This is a genomic window from Paenibacillus sp. J31TS4, assembly GCF_018403265.1.
Lineage (GTDB): Bacteria > Bacillota > Bacilli > Paenibacillales > NBRC-103111 > J31TS4.
This window is the reverse complement of the sequence record NZ_BOSI01000012.1, coordinates 14,599-37,737: the sequence shown is the minus strand read 5'-3', so window position 1 is coordinate 37,737 and position 23,139 is coordinate 14,599. Positions and strand designations below refer to the sequence as shown.

At 53.3% G+C, this 23,139-nt stretch carries 29 protein-coding genes; all 29 read left to right on the top strand.

Translation table 11 applies throughout. The annotated features are described in order from the left end of the window. Window positions 1–168: 168 nt before the first annotated feature. The 29 genes from rpoB (at window position 169) to secY (ending at window position 23,116) form a co-directional block, all read left to right on the top strand. Window positions 169–3,705, top strand: a complete 3,537-nt coding sequence (rpoB, locus tag KJS47_RS23530) for a DNA-directed RNA polymerase subunit beta (RefSeq protein ID WP_213528328.1) — start codon at window positions 169–171, stop codon at window positions 3,703–3,705. A gap of 67 nt (window positions 3,706–3,772) precedes the next feature. Beyond that, on the top strand, window positions 3,773–7,423 hold the full coding sequence (gene rpoC / locus KJS47_RS23525) for a DNA-directed RNA polymerase subunit beta' (protein WP_213528326.1): 3,651 nt from the start codon (window positions 3,773–3,775) through the stop codon (window positions 7,421–7,423). A 130-nt stretch (window positions 7,424–7,553) separates the two neighbouring features. Further along, window positions 7,554–7,808 carry a 50S ribosomal protein L7ae-like protein gene (locus KJS47_RS23520; protein WP_213528324.1) on the top strand — a complete coding sequence of 85 codons (255 nt, stop codon included), beginning with the start codon at window positions 7,554–7,556 and terminating at the stop codon, window positions 7,806–7,808. Window positions 7,809–7,972: 164 nt separating this feature from the next. After that, on the top strand, window positions 7,973–8,392 hold the full coding sequence (gene rpsL, locus KJS47_RS23515) for a 30S ribosomal protein S12 (protein WP_213528322.1): 420 nt from the start codon (window positions 7,973–7,975) through the stop codon (window positions 8,390–8,392). A gap of 44 nt (window positions 8,393–8,436) precedes the next feature. Further along, window positions 8,437–8,907 (top strand): 30S ribosomal protein S7, encoded by a 471-nt coding sequence (gene rpsG, locus KJS47_RS23510; protein ID WP_213528320.1) that lies wholly within the window; start codon window positions 8,437–8,439, stop codon window positions 8,905–8,907. Window positions 8,908–8,940: 33 nt separating this feature from the next. Beyond that, entirely contained in the window at window positions 8,941–11,016 is a 2,076-nt protein-coding gene (fusA, locus tag KJS47_RS23505) for an elongation factor G (RefSeq protein ID WP_213528318.1), read from the top strand. A gap of 38 nt (window positions 11,017–11,054) precedes the next feature. Beyond that, the gene (gene tuf / locus KJS47_RS23500; RefSeq protein ID WP_213528316.1) at window positions 11,055–12,245 is read left to right on the top strand and encodes an elongation factor Tu; all 1,191 of its coding nucleotides are present in this window, start codon (window positions 11,055–11,057) and stop codon (window positions 12,243–12,245) included. 227 nt (window positions 12,246–12,472) lie between these two features. Beyond that, on the top strand, window positions 12,473–12,781 hold the full coding sequence (gene rpsJ / locus KJS47_RS23495) for a 30S ribosomal protein S10 (protein WP_213528314.1): 309 nt from the start codon (window positions 12,473–12,475) through the stop codon (window positions 12,779–12,781). Window positions 12,782–12,818: 37 nt separating this feature from the next. Further along, window positions 12,819–13,445, top strand: coding sequence for a 50S ribosomal protein L3 (rplC, locus tag KJS47_RS23490; protein WP_213528312.1), 627 nt, complete (start codon window positions 12,819–12,821; stop codon window positions 13,443–13,445). 21 nt (window positions 13,446–13,466) lie between these two features. Further along, window positions 13,467–14,090, top strand: coding sequence for a 50S ribosomal protein L4 (rplD, locus tag KJS47_RS23485; protein ID WP_213528310.1), 624 nt, complete (start codon window positions 13,467–13,469; stop codon window positions 14,088–14,090). Then, window positions 14,090–14,380 carry a 50S ribosomal protein L23 gene (gene rplW / locus KJS47_RS23480; RefSeq protein WP_213528308.1) on the top strand — a complete coding sequence of 97 codons (291 nt, stop codon included), beginning with the start codon at window positions 14,090–14,092 and terminating at the stop codon, window positions 14,378–14,380. Before rplD ends, rplW begins: the two co-directional genes overlap by 1 nt. A gap of 30 nt (window positions 14,381–14,410) precedes the next feature. Next, on the top strand, window positions 14,411–15,241 hold the full coding sequence (gene rplB / locus KJS47_RS23475; RefSeq protein WP_213528306.1) for a 50S ribosomal protein L2: 831 nt from the start codon (window positions 14,411–14,413) through the stop codon (window positions 15,239–15,241). Between the two features lie 36 nt (window positions 15,242–15,277). Further along, entirely contained in the window at window positions 15,278–15,559 is a 282-nt protein-coding gene (gene rpsS / locus KJS47_RS23470; RefSeq protein ID WP_213528304.1) for a 30S ribosomal protein S19, read from the top strand. A gap of 43 nt (window positions 15,560–15,602) precedes the next feature. Further along, window positions 15,603–15,935, top strand: a complete 333-nt coding sequence (rplV, locus tag KJS47_RS23465; protein WP_213528302.1) for a 50S ribosomal protein L22 — start codon at window positions 15,603–15,605, stop codon at window positions 15,933–15,935. A gap of 13 nt (window positions 15,936–15,948) precedes the next feature. Beyond that, the gene (gene rpsC / locus KJS47_RS23460; RefSeq protein ID WP_213528300.1) at window positions 15,949–16,611 is read left to right on the top strand and encodes a 30S ribosomal protein S3; all 663 of its coding nucleotides are present in this window, start codon (window positions 15,949–15,951) and stop codon (window positions 16,609–16,611) included. A 2-nt stretch (window positions 16,612–16,613) separates the two neighbouring features. Continuing rightward, on the top strand, window positions 16,614–17,048 hold the full coding sequence (gene rplP, locus KJS47_RS23455) for a 50S ribosomal protein L16 (RefSeq protein WP_213528298.1): 435 nt from the start codon (window positions 16,614–16,616) through the stop codon (window positions 17,046–17,048). Continuing rightward, window positions 17,038–17,235: a 50S ribosomal protein L29 gene (rpmC, locus tag KJS47_RS23450; protein WP_213528296.1), complete on the top strand. Its 198-nt coding sequence runs from the start codon at window positions 17,038–17,040 to the stop codon at window positions 17,233–17,235. Before rplP ends, rpmC begins: the two co-directional genes overlap by 11 nt. A gap of 32 nt (window positions 17,236–17,267) precedes the next feature. Next, on the top strand, window positions 17,268–17,531 hold the full coding sequence (rpsQ, locus tag KJS47_RS23445; protein ID WP_213528294.1) for a 30S ribosomal protein S17: 264 nt from the start codon (window positions 17,268–17,270) through the stop codon (window positions 17,529–17,531). A gap of 59 nt (window positions 17,532–17,590) precedes the next feature. Next, window positions 17,591–17,959 (top strand): 50S ribosomal protein L14, encoded by a 369-nt coding sequence (rplN, locus tag KJS47_RS23440; protein WP_213528292.1) that lies wholly within the window; start codon window positions 17,591–17,593, stop codon window positions 17,957–17,959. A 68-nt stretch (window positions 17,960–18,027) separates the two neighbouring features. After that, window positions 18,028–18,381 (top strand): 50S ribosomal protein L24, encoded by a 354-nt coding sequence (gene rplX, locus KJS47_RS23435; protein ID WP_213528290.1) that lies wholly within the window; start codon window positions 18,028–18,030, stop codon window positions 18,379–18,381. A gap of 31 nt (window positions 18,382–18,412) precedes the next feature. Further along, a complete protein-coding gene (gene rplE, locus KJS47_RS23430; RefSeq protein ID WP_213528288.1) occupies window positions 18,413–18,955 on the top strand; it encodes a 50S ribosomal protein L5 in 543 nt (180 codons plus the stop codon). A gap of 32 nt (window positions 18,956–18,987) precedes the next feature. Then, on the top strand, window positions 18,988–19,173 hold the full coding sequence (locus KJS47_RS23425; RefSeq protein WP_113036287.1) for a type Z 30S ribosomal protein S14: 186 nt from the start codon (window positions 18,988–18,990) through the stop codon (window positions 19,171–19,173). Between the two features lie 30 nt (window positions 19,174–19,203). Further along, window positions 19,204–19,602 (top strand): 30S ribosomal protein S8, encoded by a 399-nt coding sequence (rpsH, locus tag KJS47_RS23420; RefSeq protein ID WP_213528286.1) that lies wholly within the window; start codon window positions 19,204–19,206, stop codon window positions 19,600–19,602. A 30-nt stretch (window positions 19,603–19,632) separates the two neighbouring features. Continuing rightward, the gene (gene rplF / locus KJS47_RS23415) at window positions 19,633–20,175 is read left to right on the top strand and encodes a 50S ribosomal protein L6 (RefSeq protein WP_213528284.1); all 543 of its coding nucleotides are present in this window, start codon (window positions 19,633–19,635) and stop codon (window positions 20,173–20,175) included. Between the two features lie 46 nt (window positions 20,176–20,221). Next, window positions 20,222–20,584: a 50S ribosomal protein L18 gene (gene rplR, locus KJS47_RS23410; RefSeq protein ID WP_213528282.1), complete on the top strand. Its 363-nt coding sequence runs from the start codon at window positions 20,222–20,224 to the stop codon at window positions 20,582–20,584. Between the two features lie 31 nt (window positions 20,585–20,615). Then, window positions 20,616–21,113: a 30S ribosomal protein S5 gene (gene rpsE, locus KJS47_RS23405; RefSeq protein WP_213528280.1), complete on the top strand. Its 498-nt coding sequence runs from the start codon at window positions 20,616–20,618 to the stop codon at window positions 21,111–21,113. A gap of 10 nt (window positions 21,114–21,123) precedes the next feature. After that, window positions 21,124–21,312, top strand: coding sequence for a 50S ribosomal protein L30 (rpmD, locus tag KJS47_RS23400; RefSeq protein WP_213528278.1), 189 nt, complete (start codon window positions 21,124–21,126; stop codon window positions 21,310–21,312). Window positions 21,313–21,377: 65 nt separating this feature from the next. Next, on the top strand, window positions 21,378–21,818 hold the full coding sequence (rplO, locus tag KJS47_RS23395; protein WP_213528276.1) for a 50S ribosomal protein L15: 441 nt from the start codon (window positions 21,378–21,380) through the stop codon (window positions 21,816–21,818). After that, on the top strand, window positions 21,818–23,116 hold the full coding sequence (secY, locus tag KJS47_RS23390; RefSeq protein WP_213528274.1) for a preprotein translocase subunit SecY: 1,299 nt from the start codon (window positions 21,818–21,820) through the stop codon (window positions 23,114–23,116). The genes rplO and secY overlap by 1 nt, the downstream gene beginning before the upstream one ends. Window positions 23,117–23,139 lie beyond the last annotated feature (23 nt).

The following is a 23,139-nucleotide window of genomic DNA, read 5'->3' as shown; positions in this document are numbered from 1 at the left end:
TTCGTTCGATGGTTTTTCTCAGATTATAAAGCGGAACCGTCGGCTTGTCCAGCGGGGGACGCTTGAATGAGAGAATTCCTTCCTACGGTCGCTTTCGCAAGAAAGGGGCCGTGATGGATGTTTTCTCATTTGCAAGACATTTCAAGTAGTCACGAGGGGTGAAGAAAGTTGGCGGGTCATCAAGTTCAGTTTGGTCGGCGCAGTCGCAGATCGTACGCTCGCATTAACGAAGTGCTGGAGATCCCTAACCTGATTGAAATTCAACAAAAATCATATGAATGGTTTTTGGAAGAAGGACTTCGGGAGATGTTCCAGGATATCTCGCCGATTCAGGATTTCACGGGGAATCTAGTGTTGGAGTTCATCGATTACAGCTTAGGCGAGCCTAAGTATACGGTCGATGACTGCAAAGAGCGCGACGTAACGTACGCAGCTCCCTTGCGTGTGAAGGTTCGCCTGATCAACAAGGAAACGGGGGAAGTGAAAGAGCAGGAAGTATTCATGGGAGATTTCCCTCTCATGACGGAAACCGGCACTTTCATTATCAACGGTGCGGAACGGGTTATCGTCAGTCAGCTAGTTCGCTCCCCTAGTGTCTATTACAGCACCAAGATAGATAAAAACGGTAAGAAGACGTATACCGCGACGGTCATCCCGAACCGCGGTGCTTGGCTCGAGCTGGAGACGGACGCGAAGGACATCATCTATGTCCGGATCGACCGTACAAGAAAAATCCCGGTAACCGTGCTGCTTCGCGCGCTTGGCTTCGGGACGGATGCGGAGATTCTTGACCTCCTCGGCGACGACGAGTACATCCGCAATACGCTCGACAAAGACAATACGGATTCCACGGACAAAGCTCTCATCGAGATCTACGAGCGCCTGCGTCCGGGCGAGCCGCCGACTCTCGACAACGCGAGAAGTCTGCTTGTAGCCCGTTTCTTTGATCCAAAGCGTTACGATCTGGCCAATGTCGGCCGTTACAAAATAAACAAGAAGCTTCACATCAAGAACCGTCTGTTCAACCAGCGACTCGCAGAGACGCTGTTCGATCCGGAGACGGGCGAGATTCTGGCCGAGACCGGTCAAGTGCTCGACCGCCGTCTGCTCGATCAAATTCTGCCTCACCTCGAGAACGGCGTCGGCCTGTCCGATTTTCAGGTTGCCGGAGGCGTCACCGAGAATGCGAATATTCCGCTCCAGTGCGTAGACGTGTTCTCGCCGATCGAAGACGGCAAGGTGATCAAGGTCATCTCGAACGGTGTAATCGACAAATCCGTCAAGCATATTACGGCGGCTGATATTATCTCGTCGATTAACTACTTTATAAACTTGCTGCACGGCATCGGAAACACCGACGACATCGACCACCTGGGCAACCGCCGCCTGCGCTCCGTAGGCGAGCTGCTGCAGAACCAGTTCCGGATCGGTCTGTCCCGGATGGAGCGCGTCGTGCGCGAACGGATGTCCATTCAGGACGCCAACGTTATCACGCCTCAGGCGCTGATCAACATTCGTCCGGTCATTGCGTCGATCAAGGAGTTCTTCGGCAGCTCCCAGCTGTCCCAGTTTATGGACCAGACGAACCCGCTCGCCGAGCTGACGCACAAGCGCCGTCTTTCGGCACTTGGACCGGGTGGTCTGACTCGGGAGCGCGCAGGCTTCGAGGTTCGCGACGTTCACCACTCCCACTACGGCCGGATGTGTCCGATCGAGACTCCGGAAGGTCCGAACATCGGTCTGATCAACTCCCTGTCTACGTTCGCGCGCATCAACGAGTACGGCTTCATCGAAGCTCCGTACCGCTGGGTGGATCCGAACACCGGCAAGGTGACCGATAAAATTTCTTATCTGACCGCCGATGAAGAGGACAACTACGTCGTTGCCCAGGCGAACGCCGAGCTGGCCGAAGACGGCACATTCGTCAACGATAGCGTCATCGTGCGTTTCAAGGACGACATCCTTACGTTGCCCAAAGAACGCATCGACTATATGGACGTTTCGCCTAAGCAAGTCGTTTCGGTCGCGACGGCGCTGATTCCGTTCCTCGAGAACGACGACTCCAACCGTGCGCTCATGGGTTCGAACATGCAGCGTCAGGCCGTTCCGCTTCTCGTGCCGAAGGCTCCGCTCGTCGGAACCGGCATGGAGCACAAGTCGGCTAAGGACTCGGGCGTCTGCATTGTGTCCAAGTATGACGGCGTCATCGAGAAGTCGTCGGCGAACGAGATCTGGCTGCGCCGTCAGGAGACGGTCGACGGCAAGGTCGTGAACGGCGATCTCGTGAAATACAAGCTGCACAAGTTCATGCGCTCCAACCAGGGCACGTGCATCAACCAGCGTCCGCTCGCCAAGAAAGGCGATATCGTCAAGAAAGGCGACATTCTGGCGGACGGTCCTTCGACCGAGCAGGGCGAATTGGCGCTCGGTCGTAACGTCGTCGTAGCGTTCATGACCTGGGAAGGCTACAACTACGAGGATGCTATCCTGCTGAGCGAGAAGCTCGTCAAGGAAGACGTGTACACGTCGATCCACATTGAAGAATACGAATCCGAAGCTCGCGATACCAAGCTTGGTCCGGAAGAGATTACACGCGACATCCCGAACGTCGGGGAAGAAGCGCTCCGCAATCTCGACGAGCGCGGCATCATTCGCATCGGGGCCGAGATCGGCGCCGGCGACATTCTGGTCGGCAAGGTGACGCCGAAGGGCGTAACCGAGCTGACGGCGGAAGAGCGCCTGCTGCATGCGATCTTCGGCGAGAAGGCGCGCGAGGTTCGCGACACGTCCCTGCGCGTTCCGCACGGTACCGACGGCATTGTCGTCGACGTGAAGGTCTTCACCCGCGAGAACGGCGACGAGCTTCCTCCCGGCGTTAACCAGCTGGTCCGCGTCTATATCGCCCAGAAGCGGAAGATCTCCGAGGGCGACAAGATGGCGGGACGTCACGGAAACAAAGGGGTTATCTCCCGCGTGCTGCCGGAAGAAGATATGCCGTTCCTGCCGGACGGTACACCGGTCGAAATCGTGCTTAACCCGCTCGGCGTTCCTTCCCGGATGAACATCGGGCAGGTGCTCGAGGTCCATCTCGGCATGGCCGCCAAGTATCTCGGCATTCACGTCGCCACGCCGGTCTTCGACGGGGCGCACGAGACCGACGTCTTCGATACGATGGAAGAAGCGGGTATGCAGCGCAACGGCAAGACCGTGCTGTATGACGGCCGGACGGGAGAACCGTTCGAGCGGGAAGTCACCGTCGGCGTCATGTACATGATCAAGCTCGCGCACATGGTTGACGACAAAATCCACGCCCGTTCTACCGGTCCGTACTCTCTCGTTACGCAGCAGCCACTCGGCGGAAAAGCCCAGTTCGGCGGCCAGCGGTTCGGGGAGATGGAGGTCTGGGCTCTCGAGGCCTACGGCGCGGCCTATACCCTGCAAGAGATTCTCACCGTCAAGTCGGACGACGTGGTCGGCCGCGTGAAGACGTACGAATCGATCGTCAAGGGAGAGAATGTGCCGGAACCTGGCGTTCCGGAATCGTTCAAGGTTCTCATTAAAGAGCTGCAGAGTCTGGGGATGGACGTCAAGATCCTCTCCGAGAACGAGGAAGAGATCGAGATGAAAGAAATCGACGACGAAGACGAAACGGGAAGCGACAAGCTGAACCTGAATCTCGAAGGCGAAGAAATGGGTATGGAATAACCTTCCACCTTCTATAGACACGATCATGCGCAAGGTATAGCAAGTATATTTTAAGGAGGGTTGCTCCTTGATCGACGTGAACAACTTTGAATACATGAAGATCGGATTGGCATCGCCGGAGAAGATCCGGTCTTGGTCGAGAGGCGAGGTCAAAAAACCGGAGACGATCAACTACAGAACGCTCAAGCCGGAGAAGGAAGGCTTGTTCTGCGAGAAGATTTTCGGGCCGACGAAGGACTGGGAATGTCACTGCGGCAAATATAAGCGGGTTCGTTACAAAGGCGTCGTCTGCGATCGCTGCGGCGTCGAGGTAACCCGCCAGAAGGTGCGGAGGGAGCGCATGGGCCACATCGAGCTGGCCGCTCCTGTCTCGCATATCTGGTATTTCAAAGGCATTCCGAGCCGGATGGGCCTGGCCCTCGACATGTCTCCCCGTTCCTTGGAAGAGGTCATCTATTTTGCATCTTACGTGGTGACCGACCCTGGCGATACACCGCTCGAGAAGAAGCAGCTCCTGTCCGAGAAGGAATATCGCAGCTACCGTGAGAAGTACGGGTACGCCTTCCAGGCCGGCATGGGTGCCGAGGCCGTCAAGAAGCTTCTTCAAGATCTGGACATCGAGAAGGAGCTGGAAACCCTCAAGGAAGAGCTCAAGACCGCGCAAGGCCAGCGCCGCAACCGCGCGATCAAGCGTCTCGAGGTCATCGAGGCGTTCCGCAACTCGAAAAACCTGCCGGAGTGGATGGTGTTGGACGTTCTGCCCGTCATCCCGCCGGAGCTTCGCCCGATGGTTCAGCTGGACGGCGGACGCTTCGCTACGTCCGACCTAAACGATCTGTACCGCCGCGTTATCAACCGGAACAACCGGCTCAAGCGTCTGCTTGATCTGGGGGCGCCGGACATCATCGTGCAGAACGAGAAGCGGATGCTGCAGGAGGCCGTCGACGCCCTGATCGACAACGGCCGCCGCGGCCGTCCGGTTACCGGTCCCGGTAACCGTCCGCTCAAATCGCTCAGCCATATGCTCAAAGGAAAGCAGGGACGTTTCCGTCAAAACCTGCTCGGGAAGCGGGTTGACTATTCCGGCCGTTCCGTAATCGTCGTAGGCCCGAACCTGAAGATGTACCAGTGCGGACTGCCGAAGGAAATGGCGCTTGAGCTGTTCAAGCCGTTCGTGATGAAAGAGCTGGTCAACAAGGGCCTGGCTCATAACATCAAGAGCGCAAAGCGCAAAGTCGAGCGCAGCAGTGCGGATGTATGGGATGTTCTTGAAGAAGTGATCAAGGAACACCCGGTTCTGCTGAACCGTGCCCCCACGCTACACAGACTGGGGATCCAGGCGTTCGAGCCGATCCTAGTGGAAGGCCGCGCCATAAAGCTCCATCCGCTCGTCTGTACGGCGTATAACGCCGACTTTGACGGCGACCAGATGGCGGTTCACGTTCCGCTGTCCGCTGAAGCGCAGGCGGAAGCCCGTCTGCTGATGCTCGCAGCCGGCAACATCCTGAACCCGAAGGACGGCAAGCCGGTCGTTACGCCTTCGCAGGATATGGTTCTGGGTTCGTATTACCTGACCATGTCCAACAAGGAAGCCAAAGGCAGCGGCATGATTATCGGCTCGATCCAGGAAGCCGTCTCGCTGTACCAGCGCGGCATTGCTTCGCTGCATGCAGTCGTGGCCATTCCAGCCAAGAAGCTGAACAAGACCTGCTTTACGGAGCAGCAGCAGCAGAGCATGCTCATTACGACCATCGGCAAGATCATCTTCAACGAGATCTTCCCTGCGGAATTCCCTTACATTAACGAAGCCAGCAAGAAGAACCTGCTGCTCGGCACACCGGACGAATACTTCGTTGTCGACAAAGGGGCCGACCTGGCAGAGCGGATTCGGGAATCCCAAGACAAGATGGCGATCGGCAAGGAATACCTCGGGACCATTATCGCCGAGTGCTTCCGCCGTTATCATACGACTCAAACATCCATCATCCTTGACCGGATCAAGGAGCTGGGCTTCACCTATTCGACGAAGGCGGGCGTCACAATTGCAGTTGCGGACGTTACCGTACCGCCTGAGAAAAACCGGATCCTCGAGGAATCTGAGGAGAAGGTACGCGTCGTCACCAACCAGTACCGCCGCGGTCTCATCACCGACGAAGAGCGGTACGACCGCGTCATCGCGATCTGGAGCAAGGCGAAGGACGAAATCACCGATATCTTGATGAAGTCCCTCGACAAGTACAACTCCATCATGATGATGGTCGACTCCAAAGCGCGGGGTAACAAATCGCAGATTACCCAGCTCGGCGGCATGCGCGGTCTGATGGCGAACCCGTCCGGCCGGATCATCGAGCTGCCGATCAAGTCGAACTTCCGCGAAGGCCTGACCGTCTTGGAGTACTTTATCTCCACGCACGGTGCGCGGAAAGGTCTGGCCGATACGGCTCTGCGGACCGCGGACTCGGGTTACCTGACCCGTCGTCTCGTCGACGTCGCACAGGACGTTATCGTCCGCGAAGAGGATTGCGGCACGGACAAAGGCTTCGTAGTCAGCAAGATCCAGGACGGCAAAGAGGTGATCGAGGATCTCTTCGACCGGATCGAAGGCCGGTACTCGTTCGAGACCATCCGCCATCCGGAAACCGGCGAGATCATCGTGAATCGCAACGAGCTGATCGAATCCAATATCGCGGACGCCATCATTGACGCGGGCATCGAGAAGCTTCAGATCCGCTCCGTGCTCAGCTGCCGCGCTCGTCACGGTGTCTGCAAGAAGTGCTACGGACGGAACCTGGCCACCGGCCAGCACGTCGAAATCGGTGAAGCAGTCGGCATCATCGCTGCCCAATCCATCGGCGAGCCGGGAACCCAGCTCACGATGCGTACGTTCCATACCGGCGGCGTAGCCGGCGACGATATCACCCAAGGTCTGCCGCGTATTCAGGAGCTGTTCGAAGCCCGGAACCCGAAAGGCCAGGCGATCATCACCGAAGTGGACGGGATCGTCAAGGACATCCGCGAAGCCAAAGACCGCCGCGAGATCGAAGTGCAAGGCGAGGCCGAGACTAAGGTCTATTCGGTCACCTTCGGCTCCCGTATCCGCGTAACCAAAGGCCAGCATATCGAAGCAGGCGACGAGCTGACGGACGGCTCTATCGACCCCAAAGACATGCTGCGCATCAAAGGCATTCGCGGCGTGCAGAACTACATTCTGCAAGAGGTTCAGCGCGTTTACCGGAACCAGGGCGTTGAGATCAACGACAAGCACATCGAAGTCATGGTTCGTCAGATGCTGCGGAAGATCCGTGTTGTCGACAGCGGCAATACGACGCTCCTGCCTGGCGCGTTTGTTGACCTTCATGAATACGAGGCCGCTAACCGTGTTGCGCTGGTTGCAGGTGAAGAGCCCGCTGTGGCGAAGCCGGTATTGCTCGGTATTACCAAGGCTTCTCTCGAAACCGACTCCTTCCTGTCGGCTGCGTCGTTCCAGGAGACCACTCGTGTCCTGACCGATGCCGCGATCAAGGGCAAGGTCGACCAATTGCTCGGCCTCAAGGAGAACGTCATTATCGGTAAGCTCATCCCGGCAGGAACGGGGATGGCCCGCTATCGGAATGTCAAGATCACCGATCCGAACGCTCCGGAAGAAGAAGTGCTGGATGCGGAGCAAGCTACGGACGGCGAAGCGAGCGAAAGCGAAGCGGTACTGAATCAGAAGTAAAGCTGCTGCAAGCAAGAAGGTCTCCCGATAAAAAGTCGGGAAACCTTCTTGACACAGCATATAGCATTTGCTAATATATCGAAGTGTGCCGTTTCATATTGGATTCCTGTGCTTTGGAGGATATTCTAGAATGTCTTATGATAAAGTGAAACAGGCGGTACAATTAAGCGTTGGCACAAAGCAGGCAACAAGAATGGTGGAGCTTGGCGAAGCGTCCGAGGTGTTTATCGCCGAAGATGCGGATCCGAGAATCACGATGAAAATGGTCAACCTTTGCAAGAAGATGGGCGTGCAGATCACTTATGTGGATTCGATGAAGCAGCTTGGCAAAGCATGCGGAATCGAAGTTGGCGCGGCCATGGTTGCGATAAGGGCTGAAGGATAACCGTGTTTTTGTTTTCGGGGGTACTTCATGAAAGATATTTCATGCCGTACTCCCGTTAGCAAAAACTTTTCTCGTGTGTTTTTATGACTCACCTGGCTCTGTGGGCTTGCGGCGGAAACAGTGCAAGATGACTCTTGTCACGAATATGGGAAGGAGGTGCCAGAATGCCAACAATCAACCAATTGGTTCGTAAGGGACGTCAAGCTAAGGTTTACAAGTCCAAATCCCCTGCTCTTCAAAAAGGCTTCAACGCACTGAAAAGAGAAGAAACGGATTTGAGCGCTCCTCAGAAGCGCGGTGTCTGCACTCGTGTAGGGACTATGACTCCTAAGAAACCTAACTCGGCTCTTCGGAAATACGCGCGTGTTCGTCTGACCAACCGCGTAGAGGTTACTGCCTACATTCCGGGGATCGGCCACAACCTGCAAGAACACAGCGTCGTGCTGGTTCGCGGAGGCCGTGTCAAGGACCTTCCTGGTGTTCGTTACCACATCGTGCGCGGTGCGCTCGATACGGCTGGCGTGAACAACCGGAAGCAAGCTCGCTCCAAGTACGGAACGAAGCGTCCGAAGGAGAAAAAATAATCGATCCTAGATCGTAACCCACAACGAAAGAAAGGGGGATAACTATGCCACGCAAAGGTCCCGTTACTCGCAGAGACGTATTGCCGGATCCGATCTACAACAGCAAGCTGGTCACTCGTCTGATCAACCGCATCATGATCGACGGCAAACGCGGTACTGCCCAAACGATCCTGTATGATGCTTTCAAAGCGATTCAAGAACGCACTGGCAAGGATCCTATGGAAGTATTTGAACAAGCAATCAAGAACATTATGCCTGTCTTGGAAGTAAAGGCTCGCCGTGTCGGCGGTGCTAACTACCAAGTACCGATCGAAGTGAAACCGGAACGCCGTGTTTCTCTTGGATTGCGCTGGCTCGTCAACTACTCCCGCCTCCGCGGAGAGAAGACGATGCAAGAGCGTTTGGCTGCTGAAATCATCGACGCCAGCAACGCCACCGGCGCTTCCGTGAAGAAGCGCGAAGATACGCACAAAATGGCGGAAGCCAACAAGGCGTTTGCTCACTACCGCTGGTAGGATTGAGTGGAGCTTACGAAAGGAGACATAACCATGGCAAGAGAGTTCTCCTTAAAAGATACACGCAACATCGGGATTATGGCGCACATTGACGCCGGTAAGACCACCACGACCGAACGGATCCTGTTCTACACCGGACGTACCCACAAAATCGGGGAAGTTCACGAAGGTGCAGCTACGATGGACTGGATGGAGCAAGAGCAGGAGCGCGGCATTACGATTACGTCTGCCGCGACGACCGCTCAGTGGAAAGGTCACCGCATCAACGTTATCGACACACCCGGCCACGTAGACTTTACCGTCGAAGTGGAACGCTCCCTGCGTGTACTGGATGGGGCTGTAGGGGTTTTCAGCGCGAAAGAAGGCGTTGAGCCTCAATCTGAGACCGTTTGGAGACAAGCGGACCGTTACTCGGTACCTCGGATTGCATACGTAAACAAGATGGACATCATTGGTGCCGACTTCCTCCACGTTATCGAAACGATGCGTGACAGACTCCAAGCAAATGCGGTAGCTATTCAGCTTCCGATCGGTGCAGAGAGCGACTTTACCGGTCTCATCGACCTGATCGAAGAGAAAGCTTACATTTACAAGGACGATCTGGGCAAGGAAATCGAAGAAACCGAGATTCCGGACGAATACAAGGAAAAAGCGGCTGAGCTCAGAACTGAGCTGATTGAAAAAGTCGCTGAGCTGGACGAAGATCTGACCATGAAATACCTCGAAGGCGAAGAAATCACCAAAGAGGAAATCAAGGCCGCTCTTCGCAAAGGAACGATCGATGTTAAGATCTTCCCGGTAATTGCTGGTTCTTCCTATAAGAACAAAGGGATTCAGCTTATGCTGGATGCCGTTGTCAGCTACCTGCCGGCTCCTGTTGACGTACCGGACATCAAAGGTGTTCTGGAAGACGGGACGGAAGTTACTCGTAAATCCGCCGACGACCAGCCGTTCTCGGCACTCGCTTTCAAAATCGCAACCGACCCTTACGTCGGCCGCCTGACGTTCTTCCGCGTATACTCCGGTATTCTGCAATCCGGTTCGTACGTGCTGAACGCAACCAAAGGCAAGCGCGAGCGCGTAGGCCGCATTCTGCAGATGCATGCCAACAGCCGTCAAGAGATCAGCGAAGTTTATTCCGGTGATATCGCAGCAGCTGTCGGTCTGAAGGATACGACTACAGGCGACACACTGTGCGACGAGAAGAGCCCGGTTATCCTGGAGTCCATGAACTTCCCGGCACCGGTTATCGAGATCGCCGTTGAACCGAAAACCAAAGCTGACCAGGACAAGATGGGCGTAGGCCTCTCGAAGCTGGCAGAAGAAGACCCGACGTTCCGTTACTACACGGATGAAGAAACCGGCCAAACGATTATCCAAGGGATGGGCGAGCTCCACCTTGAAATCATCGTTGACCGTCTGCTTCGCGAATTCCGCGTAGAAACCAACGTTGGCAAACCGCAAGTTGCTTACCGCGAGACGTTCCGCACACCTGCGAAGGTGGAAGGCAAGTTCGTTCGCCAGTCCGGCGGACGCGGCCAATACGGGCACGTTTGGATCGAGTTCGAGCCGCTGGAAGCCGGTACCGGATTCCAGTTCGAGAACAAGATTGTCGGCGGTGTCGTACCGAGAGAATACATTGCTCCGGTACAAGCTGGTATCGAAGAGTCCATGAAGAACGGCGTACTTGCCGGCTTCCCACTCGTCGATATCAAAGCAACCATCTTCGACGGATCCTACCACGATGTCGACTCCAGCGAGATGGCGTTTAAGATTGCCGGTTCGATGGCGCTCAAAGCAGCCAAAGACAAGTGTAATCCTGTCATCCTCGAGCCGATCATGAAAGTGGAAGTTACGGTTCCGGAAGAGTACATGGGCGATGCAATGGGAATGCTCAACTCCCGTCGCGGTCGGATCGAGGGCATGGACAGCCGCTCCGGTTCGCAAATCGTTCGTGCGAAGGTTCCGTTGTCCGAGATGTTCGGATTTTCCACTGTCCTCCGCTCTGGAACCCAGGGTCGTGGCGTATTCTCGATGGAACTCTCGCATTATGAAGAAGTGCCGAAGTCGATCGCTGAAGAGATCATTGCGAAGGCTAAAGGCGCTTAATATAAAAATCAGCTACTATTAAGGAGGAATCGCTTGTCATGGCTAAGGCTAAATTCGAGCGTAATAAACCGCACGTTAACATCGGTACCATCGGTCACGTCGACCATGGTAAAACAACCCTGACTGCAGCTATCACTACCGTTCTTGCTAAGAAATACGGCGGCACAGCTTTCGCATTCGACCAAATTGACAAAGCTCCGGAAGAGCGCGAGCGCGGAATCACCATCTCGACTTCCCACGTGGAATACGAGACTCCGAACCGCCACTACGCTCACGTAGACTGCCCTGGTCACGCCGACTATGTTAAAAACATGATCACCGGCGCGGCTCAAATGGACGGCGCGATCCTGGTTGTATCCGCTGCTGACGGCCCTATGCCGCAAACGCGCGAGCACATCCTGCTCTCCCGTCAGGTAGGCGTACCTTACATCGTCGTATTCCTCAACAAGTGCGACATGGTTGAAGACGCTGAGCTGCTCGAGCTCGTTGAAATGGAAGTTCGCGACCTGCTCAACGAATATGAGTTCCCGGGCGACGACACTCCGATCATCCAAGGTTCCGCTCGTGAAGCGCTGATGAACCCGGACGGCGAGTGGGCTAACAAGATCGTTGAGCTGTTCGAGCAAATCGACAGCTACATCCCGACTCCTGAGCGCGAAACCGAAAAGCCGTTCCTGATGCCGGTCGAGGACGTATTCTCGATCACAGGCCGCGGTACCGTTGCTACGGGCCGTGTAGAGCGTGGAACTGTTAAAGTTGGCGACGAAATCGAGATCGTAGGGATCGCGGAAGAAACTCGCAAGTCGGTTGTAACCGGCGTTGAGATGTTCCGTAAGCTCCTCGACTCCGCTCAAGCGGGCGACAACATCGGTGCTCTGCTCCGTGGCGTTGACCGTAAAGACATCGAGCGTGGACAAGTACTGGCTAAGCCGGGTTCGGTTAAGCCGCACACGAACTTCACCGCTCAAGTTTACGTCCTGACCAAAGAAGAGGGTGGCCGTCACAAGCCGTTCTTCACTGGCTACCGTCCGCAGTTCTACTTCCGGACAACTGACGTAACTGGTGTTATCACGCTGCCGGAAGGCACTGAGATGGTTATGCCTGGCGACAACATCACGGTTACGGTTGAGCTGATCGCTCCGATCGCTATCGAAGAAGGAACTCGCTTCGCTATCCGCGAAGGCGGCCGTACAGTAGGCGCTGGCGCCGTTGCTTCCATCAGCAAGTAATAGCCCTTGCGGCTTCCAAAAAACTTCAACTCCTCGGAGTTGAAGTTTTTTTCAATTATCCTTGCTTTTCCTCCGCACATTTACTATAATAGTGAACGTTGGTCTGTGACGTTGCGATGATGCGAGAGGTTGCTGACACACCCGGGCCCTTTGCCATGGGTCGGTGGTCTGGAGATTTTCGCGGAGTATGTCCGAACATAATTTGGGCGATAGAAGGAGGGACTTATATGGCAAAGCAAAAAATTCGTATCCGTTTGAAAGCATACGACCACAGAATTCTTGATCAATCCGCAGAAAAAATTGTGGAAACGGCAAAGCGTTCTGGCGCAGGAGTATCCGGGCCGATCCCGCTTCCGACTGAGAAGCAAGTGATCACCATTTTGCGCGCGGTTCACAAGTACAAGGATTCGCGGGAACAATTCGAAATGCGCACACACAAGCGCCTGATCGACATTGTTAGCCCGACGCCGCAAACTGTAGATGCGCTGATGCGTTTGGATCTGCCGTCTGGCGTAGACATTGAAATCAAGTTGTAATAGATGAAGCAAAGCGAAAAGGAAAAGAGGTGTCAACATGACTAAAGGTATCTTAGGTAAAAAACTGGGAATGACTCAAGTTTTTACACCTGAAGGTAACGTTGTTCCCGTAACGGTCATCCAAGCTGGGCCTTGCGTGGTTCTGCAGAAGAAAGACGTGGAGAACGACGGCTACGAAGCCATTCAACTTGGTTTCGCCGATAAGAAAGAAAACCGTGCTAACAAGCCGGAAGCTGGTCATGCCAAAAAAGCAGGGACCACACCTAAGCGCTACATTAAAGAAATTCGCGGAGTTCAGTTGGCAGATTTTGAAGTTGGCCAAGAGCTCAAAGCTGACGTGTTCAGCGAAGGCGAATTTGTCGATGTGACTGGCACTTCCAAGGGTAAAGGCTTCGCAGGTGTTATCAAGCGCCACAACCAATCCCGTGGACCGATGTCTCACGGCTCGCGTTACCACCGTGGACCGGGTTCGATGGGTTCGATCCAAGCGAACCGCGTACCGAAGGGCAAGAACCTTCCGGGACACATGGGCAACGAGACGGTTACCCTGCAAAACCTGCAAGTTGTCAAAGTTGATGCTGAGCGCAATGTTATCCTCGTAAAAGGATCGATTCCTGGACCGAAGAACAGCTTCGTCAGCGTACTTTCGACAGTAAAACAATAAGGAACAGAAAGGAGGATAACCATGCCAAAAGTAGCATTGTACAACGTTAGCGGAGCACAAGTGGGCGAGATCGAGCTGAACGATTCCGTATTCGGAATTGAGCCGAACAAGCATGTGCTGAGCGATGCTGTTCTGATGCAGCAAGCTTCCCAGCGCCAAGGGACGCACAAGGTAAAAGGGCGCTCTGAAGTTCGTGGCGGCGGCCGCAAGCCTTGGAAACAAAAAGGAACCGGACGTGCCCGTCAGGGTAGCATTCGTGCTCCTCAATGGAAAGGCGGCGGGATTGTCTTCGGACCGACTCCTCGCAGCTACGCTTACAAACTGCCTAAGAAAGTTCGCCGTCTGGCGATCAAATCCGCTCTCTCTTCCAAAGTCGTAGAGAACGAAATTATCGTGTTGGATCAACTCCAACTGACTCAGCCGAAGACGAAAGAAATCGTTGCGATTCTCAAAAACCTCAAAGTTGACCGCAAAGCCCTCGTGGTTGCGCCGAGCTTTGACGAAAACGTGGCATTGTCCGCTCGTAACATTCCGGGAATCAAGTTTGTTACGGCTGAAGGAATCAACGTACTGGACGTACTGGTTCACGATAAGCTCATCATTACGAAGGAAGCTGTAGAGAAAGTAGAGGAGGTTCTTGCGTAATGAAAAATCCTCGTGACATTATCAAGCGTCCGCTGATTACCGAACGTTCGAGCGAGATGATGGCTGACAAGAAGTACGTCTTCGAAGTCGATCTTCGCGCCAACAAGACGGAAATCAAGCAAGCCGTAGAGCAGATCTTCAAAGTAAAAGTTCTGCAAGTAAACACGATGAGAATGCCGGCTAAGCCGAAGCGCTACGGCCGTTATAACGGCTACACTTCCGAATGGAAGAAAGCCATCGTATCCTTAAGCCCGGAAAGCAAAGAACTGGAGTTCTTTGAATCGGTTTAAGCCATTTCGCAAAGTTAGGAGGGAAACCACGTGCCAATAAAAAAATACAAACCGACATCGCCGGCAAGACGCGGTATGTCCGTTTCGACTTTTGAAGAAATCACTACGAACCAGCCGGAGAAATCGCTGCTCGCACCTCTGAGCAAAACGGCAGGCCGTAACAACCAAGGCAAAATCACCGTACGTCACCATGGCGGCGGACACAAGCGCAAGTACCGGATCATCGACTTCAAGCGGAACAAAGATGGAATACCTGGCCGCGTTGCTACGATTGAATACGATCCGAACCGGACAGCTAACATCGCTCTGATCCACTATGCTGACGGTGAGAAGCGTTACATCCTCGCTCCGCAAGGGCTGAAGGTGAACGACGTGATCGTATCTGGCACAGGCGCTGACATCAAGATCGGAAACGCGCTTCCGCTGGAGAACATCCCGGTCGGTACGGTTATCCACAACATCGAGCTGAAGCCTGGCAAAGGCGGACAACTTGTTCGTGCAGCTGGTACCGAAGCTCAGCTTCTCGGTAAAGAAGAGCAGTACGTGACCATCCGTTTGTCTTCCGGTGAAGTGCGCCGCGTTCTCAAAGTTTGCCGCGCTACGATCGGTTCCGTAGGCAACCAGGACCACGAACTTATCAAAATCGGTAAAGCAGGCCGTTCCCGCTGGCTCGGCAAGCGTCCGGAAGTTCGCGGTGTCGTCATGAACCCGAATGATCACCCGCACGGCGGTGGTGAAGGTCGCGCTCCGATCGGCCGTAAATCCCCGATGTCTCCTTGGGGCAAGCCGACACTGGGCTACAAAACCCGGAAAAAGAACAAAGCTTCCGACAAGTATATTGTTCGTCGTCGCACGAAGTAATACACATTATCGTAAGGTTGGAAGGGAGGAACATCCATGGGTCGCAGTTTGAAAAAAGGACCTTTCGTCGACAGCTACCTGTTCAAGAAAGTAGAAGAGGCGGATCAGTCCAACAAGAAAATCGTCATCAAAACTTGGTCGCGCCGCTCCACTATTTTCCCGCAATTCGTTGGACACACGTTCGGCGTATATGACGGCCGTAAGCACGTGCCGGTATATGTAACGGAAGATATGGTCGGACATAAGCTTGGCGAATTCGCTCCTACTCGTAGCTACAGAGGACATACGGACGACGACAAGAAGACCGGCAGACGCTAATTGCGTCGGAACGTAATTTAGACAGTTGAGAGGAGGTACACACATGCAAGCAACTGCTAATGCAAGATATATCCGTCTCGCACCCCGCAAAGTGCAGCTCGTGATCGACTTGATCCGCGGCAAGGAAGTGGGAGAAGCGATCGCTATCCTGCGTCACACTCCCCGTTCGGCGTCGCCGGTTGTGGAGAAGATTCTGAACGCAGCCATCGCGAATGCGGAGCACAATCATCAGCTCGATCCGAACAAGCTGGTGGTCACCCAGGCTTACGTGAACCAAGGGCCGACGATCAAACGGTTCCGCCCCCGTGCACAAGGCCGTGCAAGCCGGATCAACAAACGTACCAGCCACATCACCTTGGTGGTATCTGAAAAATAAGGAGGGATAACGTGTGGGTCAAAAAGTAAGTCCAATCGGATTGAGAATTGGTGTTATCCGCGACTGGGAATCCAAGTGGTACGCAGACAAGGATTATGGAGATCTGCTCCTCGAGGACGTCAAAATCCGTGAGTACCTGAAAGGGAAACTGAAAGACGCTTCCGTTTCCCATATCGATATCGAGCGTGCGGCTAACCGTGTGAATGTAACTATCCACACTGCGAAGCCCGGTATGGTTATCGGCAAAGGCGGTTCCGAAGTAGAAATCATCCGCCAGCACATTGCCAACCTGTCCAACAAGAAAGTACACATCAACATTTCCGAGATCAAAAACCCTGACCTTGATGCCGTTCTCGTAGCAGAGAGCATCGCTCAGCAGCTGGAGCGTCGCGTATCGTTCCGTCGCGCGATGAAACAAGCGATTCAACGTTCGCTCAGATCCGGTGCAAAAGGGATCAAGACATCGGTTAGCGGTCGTCTCGGCGGAGCGGAAATCGCTCGTACGGAAGGTTATAGCGAAGGAACCGTTCCTCTTCACACCCTGCGTGCGGACATCGACTACGGTACGGCTGAAGCACATACCACTTACGGCCGGATCGGCGTGAAAGTATGGATTTATCGCGGAGAGGTTCTTCCGACAGCTAAGAAGAAAGCTGACAAGGAAGGAGGCAACTAATCATGTTAGTACCTAAGCGTGTAAAACACCGCAAAGAGCATCGCGGTAGCATGAAAGGCAACGCAAAAGGCGGCACGGAAGTCGCATTCGGCGAATACGGTCTCCAAGCTCTGGAGCCGTCGTGGATTACGAACCGTCAAATTGAAGCTGCCCGTATTGCCATGACCCGTTACATCAAGCGTGGCGGTAAAGTATGGATCAAGATTTTCCCTTCCAAGCCGATCACTCAAAAGCCTCTCGAGGTACGGATGGGTAGCGGTAAAGGTAACGTGGAAAAATGGGTTTCGGTCGTAAAACCCGGAAAAATTTTGTTTGAGCTGGCTGGTGTAAGCGAAGAGGTTGCTCGTGAAGCTATGCGTCTTGCTGCACACAAACTGCCGATTAAAACGAAATTTGTGAAACGTGAAGAAGTGGGTGGTGAAGCAAATGAAGGCTAGTGATATTCGCAACTTAACCACTGCTGAGATCGAGCAAAAGATCGCCGGATTTAAAGAAGAGCTCTTTAACCTCCGCTTTCAACTGGCTACCGGCCAGCTGGATAACCCGACTCAAATCCGCACTGTACGGAAAGAAATCGCGCGTGCCAAAACCATTTTGCGTGAACGGGAACTGGGCATTAGCTAAGTCGAACCAGATATAAGAAAGGAGGCTATTTCATGAGCGAGCGTAACGATCGTAAAGAGCAAATCGGCAAAGTAGTCAGCGACAAGATGGACAAAACCATCGTCGTAGCTGTTGAAACCTACAAAAAGCACGATCTGTATCACAAGCGGATCAAATATACGAAGAAGTTCAAAGCGCATGACGAGAACAACCAAGCCAAAATCGGCGACGTCGTACGGATCATGGAAACTCGTCCGCTGTCCAAAGACAAGCGGTGGAGACTGGTTGAAATTGTAGAAGAAGCTGTAATCATTTAACCAGAACGCTAACTAAAAGAAACTATAGATCCAGTGAAGCCTGAAAGGAGGTCACCCAAATGATTCAACCTCTATCCCGTCTGCATGTAGCCGACAACTCTGGCGCCAAGCAACTGATGTGTATTCGTGTTCTTGGGGGAACCGGTCGTCGCGCAGCTAACATCGGAGACCTGATCATTTGTTCCGTTAAAGAAGCAACACCAGGCGGCGTTGTCAAAAAAGGCGACGTAGTGAAGGCCGTTATCGTTCGCACCAAGCGTGGTGCACGCCGGAAAGACGGTTCCTACATCACATTTGACGAGAATGCTGCTGTTATCGTAAAGGACGACAGGAGCCCGCGCGGTACCCGTATCTTCGGGCCGGTTGCTCGTGAACTTCGCGATAAAGATTTCATGAAAATCGTTTCCTTGGCTCCCGAGGTTATCTAATCTCCCGGCAGGCACCAAGGTCGAGACAAGCGGATGTCCCATCCGTTACTTAGGAGGTGTACTCGAACATGCCGAATCCAAAGAAAAAGCTTGAAACGCATAATAACAAACTGCACGTGAAAAAAGACGACACTGTCTTTGTTATCACTGGTAAAGATAAAGGCAAAAAAGGCCGCGTCATCGCTGCGTACCCGCGTCAAAACCGCGTTTTGGTCGAAGGGATCAACATGGTGAAGAAGCACTCCAAGCCTTCTCAGCAAAACCCGCAAGGCGGAATCATCGAGCAAGAAGCTTCGATCCACGTATCGAACGTCATGCTCATCGATCCGAAGAGCGGCAAGCCGACTCGCGTAGGCTACAAAGTGCTGGACAATGGAACTAAAGTACGGATCGCGAAAGCGTCTGGCGAAGTAATCGACTAAACGATAAAACCGGAAAGGAGGTCCAAGTTGCATGACTGCTAGAATGAAAGATCGTTATCTGAACGAAATCACCCCTTCGCTGATGCAAAAATTCAGCTACAACACCGTTATGCAGGTGCCGAAAATCGAGAAAGTGGTTATCAACATGGGGGTAGGCGACGCCGTTGCAAACTCCAAGGTGCTGGATAGCGCTGTGGAAGATCTGCAAACCATCGCCGGCCAAAAGCCAGTTGTTACCCGTGCTAAAAAATCGATCGCAGGCTTCAAGCTTCGTGAAGGCATGCCGATCGGTGCGAAAGTGACGCTGCGCGGCGAGCGCATGTACCATTTCTTGGATAAACTCTTTAATGTGGCTCTGCCTCGTGTTCGTGACTTCCGCGGAGTATCCTCCAAAGCATTCGACGGACGCGGCAACTACACGCTCGGACTGAAAGAGCAACTGATCTTCCCTGAGATTGAGTACGACAAGGTGGACAAGATTCGCGGTATGGACATCGTTATTGTGACAACCGCTCAAACGGATGAAGAGTCCCGTGAATTGCTTACTCAACTGGGTATGCCTTTCACGAAATAAGTGCGACATAACTTATTGGAGGTGGAAAGGTAGTGGCAAAAACTTCGATGATCGTCAAACAGCAACGCAAGCCGAAGTTTAAGGTGCAAGCCTACACTCGCTGCGAGCGCTGTGGTCGTCCGCATTCCGTTCTGCGGAAGTTCAAAATCTGCAGAATTTGTTTCCGTGAATTAGCCTATAAAGGCCAGATCCCTGGCGTAAGAAAAGCAAGCTGGTAATCACCCTAGTTCGGGAAGGAGGTTCGCAATATGGTAATGTCTGATCCAATTGCTGATATGCTGACACGCATTCGCAATGCCAATACAGTTCGTCATGAAACTGTTGAAATTCCTGCATCGACGATCAAGAAAGAAATTGCTGAAATCCTCAAACGTGAAGGTTTCATCCGCGATGCGGAATACGTGCAGGACAACAAACAAGGGATCATTCGTGTATTCCTGAAGTACGGCCCGAATAACGAGCGCGTTATTACCGGCCTGAAGCGCATCAGCAAGCCGGGACTGCGCGTCTACACGAAGTCCCAAGAAATCCCGAAAGTGCTCGGAGGCCTCGGTCTCGCGATTCTTTCGACATCCCGTGGTCTGGTCACGGACAAAGAAGCTCGTCAATCCAAAACAGGCGGAGAAGTTCTCTGCTACGTTTGGTAATGCAATAGGCAAACGAATGGAGGTGTAACCATGTCTCGAATTGGCCGCAAACCAATTACCGTTCCAAACGGAGTCTCCGTTACTTTGGACAACACGCTGATCACAGTCAAAGGTCCGAAGGGCACTCTGTCCCGGGAACTTCATAAAGATATGAAAGTCAATGTAGAAGAAAGCTCGATTCTGGTCGAGCGTCCTTCCGACAATAAACTGCATCGCTCTCTGCACGGCACCACCCGTACTGTAGTCGCCAATATGGTGAACGGAGTTACAGAAGGGTATGCCAAGACACTTGACCTGGTCGGTGTCGGTTACCGTGCGAACAAGAACGGCAACAAGCTCGTTCTGAACGTGGGCTACTCCCACCCGGTAGAAATTCAACCGGAAGAGGGCATTGAATTCGAAGTACCGTCGAACACCAAGATCATCGTCAAGGGAATCGACAAGGAACTCGTTGGCGCTACTGCCGCGAAAGTCCGCTCCGTACGCGAGCCTGAGCCGTACAAAGGCAAAGGGATTAAATACGAAAACGAACGGATTATCCGCAAGGAAGGCAAGGCCGGTAAGAAGAAGTAAGATCGCTTAAAGTCCTCCAGTAGATCGGAAAGGAGTGAATAACCGCATGATTACCAAAGGCGATAAAAACCAAGCCCGTCTGAAAAGACACCTGCGGGTTCGCAAGAAAATCCAAGGTACGACCGAGCGTCCTCGTCTGAACATCTTCCGTTCCGAGAAGCACATGTATGCTCAGCTGATCGACGATGTAAAAGGCGTAACGATTGTATCGGCTTCGACGGTAGACAAAGAGCTGAAGGTTGAGAACGGCGGCAACGTTGAAGCTGCTCGTCAAGTCGGCGCCCTGATCGCTAAGCGCGCTAAGGAAAAAGGCGTACAACAAATCGTTTTCGACCGCAGTGGCTACCTGTACCACGGACGCGTGAAGGCACTGGCTGATGCCGCTCGCGAAGAAGGTCTTGAATTCTAATAGCCAATACTCAACAAGGAGGTAAAAGGACTTGCGTGTAGATCCGAATACTTTAGATCTGAAAGACAAAACAGTACACATCAACCGTGTCGCGAAAGTCGTTAAAGGCGGACGCCGGTTCAGCTTCAGCGCACTTGTAGTAGTCGGCGACGGCAACGGTTGGGTTGGCGCAGGAATCGGAAAAGCTTCCGAAGTCGGCGATGCCATTCGTAAGGGCATCGAAGATGCGAAGAAGAACCTGATTCATGTTCCGCTGGTCGGCACTACGATCCCTCACCTGGTCACAGGCCGTTTCGGCGCTGGCCGTGTTCTGTTGAAGCCGGCTTCCGAAGGTACTGGTGTTATCGCCGGTGGTCCGGTTCGTGCTGTACTCGAGCTGGCTGGCGTAGGCGATATCCTGACGAAATCCCTGGGTTCTTCCAACTCGATCAATATGGTCAACGCTACCCTGGAAGGCTTGCAGCGTCTGAAGCGTGCTGAAGATGTTGCTAAGCTCCGTGGCAAAACAGTAGAAGAGCTCTTAGGTTAGGAGGGAAACCATGTCTAAGCAAATTCAAATCACCCTCAAGCGCAGCTTGATCGGTCGTCCGGAGGATCAACGCCTCACCGTTCGGACACTGGGTCTGCGTAAGCTGCATCAAAGCGTCGTTCAACCTGACAATGCAGCCATTCGGGGAATGGTTACGAAGGTCAGCCACTTGGTTGACGTAAAAGAAATCGAAGCGTAAGATAGGCGTCTGGGCGTTGTTCGGATGCTAGATAGCATTGCAAAATCTATAAGGAGGTGCGCACGATGAAATTGCATGAACTTACTCCAGCGGAAGGATCCCGTCATGTACGCAAACGTGTTGGTCGGGGGATCGCCAGCGGAACCGGCAAGACTTCGGGTAAAGGTCACAAAGGTCAAAAAGCTCGTTCCGGCGGCGGCGTTCGTCCCGGTTTCGAGGGCGGCCAGAACCCGTTGTACCGTCGTCTTCCGAAGCGCGGATTCACCAACATTTCGCGTAAAGAGTATGCGGTGGTTAACCTCGACCGCTTGAATGATTTCGCTGAAGGCACGGAAGTGACCCCGGAACTGCTTCTGACTTCTGGGATCGTTAAGAACCCGAAGAGCGGCATCAAGATCCTGGGCGTAGGCGAGCTCTCGGTTAAACTTACGGTAAAAGCCAATAAATTCTCGCAGTCTGCTGTAGAAAAAATTCAAGCTGCCGGCGGTCAAACCGAGGTGATTTAATGTTTAAAACCATATCCAACATCATGAAGGTAGCCGATCTGCGCAAAAGAATCATCTTCACTCTTCTTGTGCTGATCGTCTACAGAGTCGGTGCTTTTATTCCGGTGCCCAACATCGATACCGACATTCTGAAAGCGACGGACCAGCAGCAATCGGATGTATTCGGTTTGTTGAACACATTCTCCGGTGGTGCGCTCTTCCAATTCTCTATCTTCGCAATGGGGATTATGCCGTACATTACGGCCTCCATCATTGTGCAGCTGCTCTCCATGGATGTTATTCCGCGCTTTGCCCAATGGGCGAAGGAAGGGGAAGCAGGAAGAAAGAAGATGACGCAGATAACAAGATACGGAACCATCGTACTTGGAGTGATTCAGGCGTTCGGCCTCTCGATCGGCTTCAACCGGTACTATGGGAATCTCGTGGTTGACCCGAGCTTCGCTACGTACGCGTTGATCGCTATAGTCTTGACAGCCGGTACTGCTTTCTTGATGTGGCTTGGTGAACAAATTACCGAGAATGGAATCGGAAACGGCATCTCGATTATCATCTTTGCCGGTATCGTTGCTGCCATTCCGACGCATGCCCGGCAAATCTACATGACACTGTTTGTAGATGCCGGCGGCGCCTTGTTCTTGAATATTGTTAAAGCGGTCTTGATCGTTGTTGCGATCGTCCTGATTATTGCCGGGGTCATCTTCGTCCAGCAGGGCGTCCGGAAGATTCCCGTGCAGTATGCCAAGCGTGTAGTCGGACGCAAAATGTATGGAGGGCAATCGACCCATATCCCGCTCAAGGTTAACGCGGCGGGCGTTATTCCGGTCATCTTTGCCATGTCCCTTCTTTTGTTCCCGGCGACCATCGCGCAGTTCTGGCGCGGTAACATGGTGGCGGACTGGATTATCAACAACTTGAACTATTCGGCACCGCTGGGTATGGTTTTGTATATTCTGCTCATCATCGGTTTCACCTATTTCTACACCTTCGTACAGATTAATCCTGTGCAAATGGCGGATCAGATGAAGAAGAACGGCGGTTACATTCCGGGGATTCGTCCCGGGAAGACCACTTCGGTTTATTTGACGAGAGTAATGTCGAGAATTACATTATCGGGTGCCCTTTTCCTGGCCTTGATTTCGATTCTCCCCATGATCTTCGGAAAGCTGGCCGGACTGCCGACTTCGGTTCAAATCGGAGGAACTTCGATCCTGATTGTAATTGGGGTAGGCTTGGAAACGATGAAGCAGATCGAGAGCCAATTGATCAAGCGCCATTACAAGGGCTTTATCAATAAGTAATCCCAGTCGGACCATGATTCGGA

What these genes read in the sequence shown, in the direction of transcription:
- rplW (WP_213528308.1), top strand. Translation starts at nt 14,090, where the DNA reads ATGAAAAATCCTCGTGACATTATCAAGCGTCCGCTGATTACCGAACGT.
- rplE (WP_213528288.1), top strand. Translation starts at nt 18,413, where the DNA reads ATGACTGCTAGAATGAAAGATCGTTATCTGAACGAAATCACCCCTTCG.
- rplD (WP_213528310.1), top strand. Translation starts at nt 13,467, where the DNA reads ATGCCAAAAGTAGCATTGTACAACGTTAGCGGAGCACAAGTGGGCGAG.
- rplC (WP_213528312.1), top strand. Translation starts at nt 12,819, where the DNA reads ATGACTAAAGGTATCTTAGGTAAAAAACTGGGAATGACTCAAGTTTTT.
- tuf (WP_213528316.1), top strand. Translation starts at nt 11,055, where the DNA reads ATGGCTAAGGCTAAATTCGAGCGTAATAAACCGCACGTTAACATCGGT.
- rplF (WP_213528284.1), top strand. Translation starts at nt 19,633, where the DNA reads ATGTCTCGAATTGGCCGCAAACCAATTACCGTTCCAAACGGAGTCTCC.
- rpsL (WP_213528322.1), top strand. Translation starts at nt 7,973, where the DNA reads ATGCCAACAATCAACCAATTGGTTCGTAAGGGACGTCAAGCTAAGGTT.
- rpsJ (WP_213528314.1), top strand. Translation starts at nt 12,473, where the DNA reads ATGGCAAAGCAAAAAATTCGTATCCGTTTGAAAGCATACGACCACAGA.
- rpsQ (WP_213528294.1), top strand. Translation starts at nt 17,268, where the DNA reads ATGAGCGAGCGTAACGATCGTAAAGAGCAAATCGGCAAAGTAGTCAGC.
- rplX (WP_213528290.1), top strand. Translation starts at nt 18,028, where the DNA reads ATGCCGAATCCAAAGAAAAAGCTTGAAACGCATAATAACAAACTGCAC.
- fusA (WP_213528318.1), top strand. Translation starts at nt 8,941, where the DNA reads ATGGCAAGAGAGTTCTCCTTAAAAGATACACGCAACATCGGGATTATG.
- rplP (WP_213528298.1), top strand. Translation starts at nt 16,614, where the DNA reads ATGTTAGTACCTAAGCGTGTAAAACACCGCAAAGAGCATCGCGGTAGC.
- KJS47_RS23520 (WP_213528324.1), top strand. Translation starts at nt 7,554, where the DNA reads ATGTCTTATGATAAAGTGAAACAGGCGGTACAATTAAGCGTTGGCACA.
- rplR (WP_213528282.1), top strand. Translation starts at nt 20,222, where the DNA reads ATGATTACCAAAGGCGATAAAAACCAAGCCCGTCTGAAAAGACACCTG.
- rpmC (WP_213528296.1), top strand. Translation starts at nt 17,038, where the DNA reads ATGAAGGCTAGTGATATTCGCAACTTAACCACTGCTGAGATCGAGCAA.
- rpsG (WP_213528320.1), top strand. Translation starts at nt 8,437, where the DNA reads ATGCCACGCAAAGGTCCCGTTACTCGCAGAGACGTATTGCCGGATCCG.
- secY (WP_213528274.1), top strand. Translation starts at nt 21,818, where the DNA reads ATGTTTAAAACCATATCCAACATCATGAAGGTAGCCGATCTGCGCAAA.
- rpmD (WP_213528278.1), top strand. Translation starts at nt 21,124, where the DNA reads ATGTCTAAGCAAATTCAAATCACCCTCAAGCGCAGCTTGATCGGTCGT.
- rplV (WP_213528302.1), top strand. Translation starts at nt 15,603, where the DNA reads ATGCAAGCAACTGCTAATGCAAGATATATCCGTCTCGCACCCCGCAAA.
- rplN (WP_213528292.1), top strand. Translation starts at nt 17,591, where the DNA reads ATGATTCAACCTCTATCCCGTCTGCATGTAGCCGACAACTCTGGCGCC.
- rpsH (WP_213528286.1), top strand. Translation starts at nt 19,204, where the DNA reads ATGGTAATGTCTGATCCAATTGCTGATATGCTGACACGCATTCGCAAT.
- rplO (WP_213528276.1), top strand. Translation starts at nt 21,378, where the DNA reads ATGAAATTGCATGAACTTACTCCAGCGGAAGGATCCCGTCATGTACGC.
- rpsS (WP_213528304.1), top strand. Translation starts at nt 15,278, where the DNA reads ATGGGTCGCAGTTTGAAAAAAGGACCTTTCGTCGACAGCTACCTGTTC.